The following is a 2,143-nucleotide window of genomic DNA, read 5'->3' on the forward strand; positions in this document are numbered from 1 at the left end:
AAAAAGAACGTAGTTACAAAAGCAGGTGCTTTCGCAGGTATCGCAGTTGGAGTATTTACGGTTGCCTACATTACAATCAGCGCTTCTACTGTGGGAACACTTTTCCCTGCACTGCCGCAATTTGTTAAGGATCTAAATGTGGGTGTTATCGCATTAATTATCAATTTAGTGGTGACATTCGCTGTTAGTTTCGTAACAAAATCTGCAACGGCTAATAATACGAATGAGCGTGTGGCTTAATTAAAACCAATAAAAACACCTCCAACGTCGATGTACTTCGATTTCTGGAGGTGTTTTATTTTTGAAAAAGGTTAATTGGAAAGTTAAGTGGATTTAGTCTGTATGTGTTTGATTTTCTTCTTTCTTATGATTCATCAACAAAAATGTTAATGGCTGGTCTGTTCCTGTCATCAATTTGAACACATAAGAAGAGGTAATTTTATAGCCATCGTCTATTTTCGCGGCTAAATAATTTGTCCGTTCAAACAGAATTGAACGGATATGATTGATTTGACGGGATATTTTGTCCATCAGTGCTTCTTGATTGTCCAAACGTTGTAAAACTCCTCCTTGAAATTCTTCTTGTTTAGACATTTTTTCGGCGACCACTTTTTGTAGTTCCAACTGTTCATTCATTTGAAGGACAAGTTGATGATTTGCAGCCTCGTAGTGCTCCATCCGTTTGCGTAAATCATTCAGTTGTTGGCCTACATTATTCCATTGTGTTGAATGTGTTTCTTCTTGTATCTGTGTTTGCAACCCTATTTCAGATAGAGCTTTTTTTAGAGTTGTATTTGCCTTTTGCTGTTCTTGTACGAGTTCGGACAGAAAATCCTGTCTTGAAATCATCTGATTTGTTGTTTGTAGCTGTTGTTTATTTTTGTAGACTTCCGGATGATGATTGTTATTTATGAATAATCCCATACCTCTCTCCGCCTTTTATATTTTTGATTGTGATATTTTATGCTTGATATTCATAAGAGGGGACATGATTGGGCTAGGATATATTCTTTCATACAGGCCATGAAGACCAAATCTCTTTGGAAAAAATAGAAGAAGTGGTCTTCATATAGGCAATGAAGACCAATTCCCTTTAAAAAAACAGAGGAAGTGGTTATCATACAGGTGATGAAGACCAATTCCCTTTGAAAAGTCAGAAGAAGAGGTCATCATATAGGCGAAGAAGACCAAATCCACACGTTTTAAGTAGAAATTCTAATTATACTAACTGTACGGTTTTCAACACAAACTTTTCAACGACCTTTGCCACACCTTCGTTCATATTCGTGTCAGTCACATAATCAGCTTGTTCCTTAATATCCTCTGGTGCATTGCCCATGGCTACACCAAGTCCTGCAAATTCAATCATTGCTAAATCATTGTAACTGTCTCCCATGGCAATAACTTCTTCCCGTTCAATACCGAGTTGTTCAATTAAATGATTAAGGCTTGTACCCTTGGTTACACCAGCTTCGGTAAACTCCAAAAAGAAAGGCTTCGAGCGCATTACACTTAATTGTCCAGCTAACTCCTCTTGAAGCTTTTGTTCCACTATGGCAAGTTTCGATTCTTCTTCAAGCATTAAAACTTTCACAACTGGTTCCTTGACAGAATCTATTAAGCTGTCAACCTCAAAGATTTCTAATCCAGTAATTTCACCTTCAATATTGGTAAATTGATTTCCTGCTTCGGTTACAATGGAATCCCCGACATAGGTATGCATCCAAACATTCTCACGACGACTTAATTCGTATAGGTGATGAACTGTTTCTGGGGATAAAGTGCTGCTAAAAAGCTCTTCACCGGTTTGGCAGTTTGTTATTTTTGCACCATTAAAAGAAAGAATAAAACTACCATACTCTTCTAAACGCAGTTCTTCAGCAATATCATACATTGCGTAGGTTGGTCGTCCTGATGCTAATACGACCTTAACTCCAACTTCCTGGGCATCCATTAACGCCTTCTTTGTACGCGGGGAAATTGTATGGTCGTCCTGTAGTAACGTATCATCGAGATCTAATACAATCATTTTATATTTCATTATTATCTGAGTCCTTTCTTCACAATATCTTTTCATCTTACTATAAAAATAGGAAAAAAACTTATTATAATTGAATCCAATTATGATGTTATTAAATAAAAT

The 2,143-nt window shown here is 36.7% G+C and carries 2 protein-coding genes and 1 pseudogene; 1 reads left to right on the top strand and 2 read right to left on the bottom strand.

The genetic code is table 11. The annotated features are described in order from the left end of the window. Nucleotides 1-240 (top strand): annotated as a pseudogene (locus V7659_RS27820) (sodium:solute symporter family protein); the annotation flags it as partial. Nucleotides 241-333: 93 nt separating this feature from the next. Here V7659_RS27820 and V7659_RS27825 read toward each other — a convergent pair. Both V7659_RS27825 and V7659_RS27830 read right to left on the bottom strand, forming a co-directional pair. Then, nucleotides 334-924, bottom strand: a complete 591-nt coding sequence (locus V7659_RS27825; protein ID WP_335543307.1) for a hypothetical protein — start codon at nt 922-924, stop codon at nt 334-336. A 295-nt stretch (nt 925-1,219) separates the two neighbouring features. Next, nucleotides 1,220-2,041, bottom strand: coding sequence for a Cof-type HAD-IIB family hydrolase (locus tag V7659_RS27830; RefSeq protein WP_335543308.1), 822 nt, complete (start codon nt 2,039-2,041; stop codon nt 1,220-1,222). Nucleotides 2,042-2,143: the final 102 nt, after the last annotated feature.

It is taken from the genome of Neobacillus drentensis, assembly GCF_036966985.1.
Classification (GTDB): Bacteria; Bacillota; Bacilli; order Bacillales; family Cytobacillaceae; genus Neobacillus; species Neobacillus drentensis_E.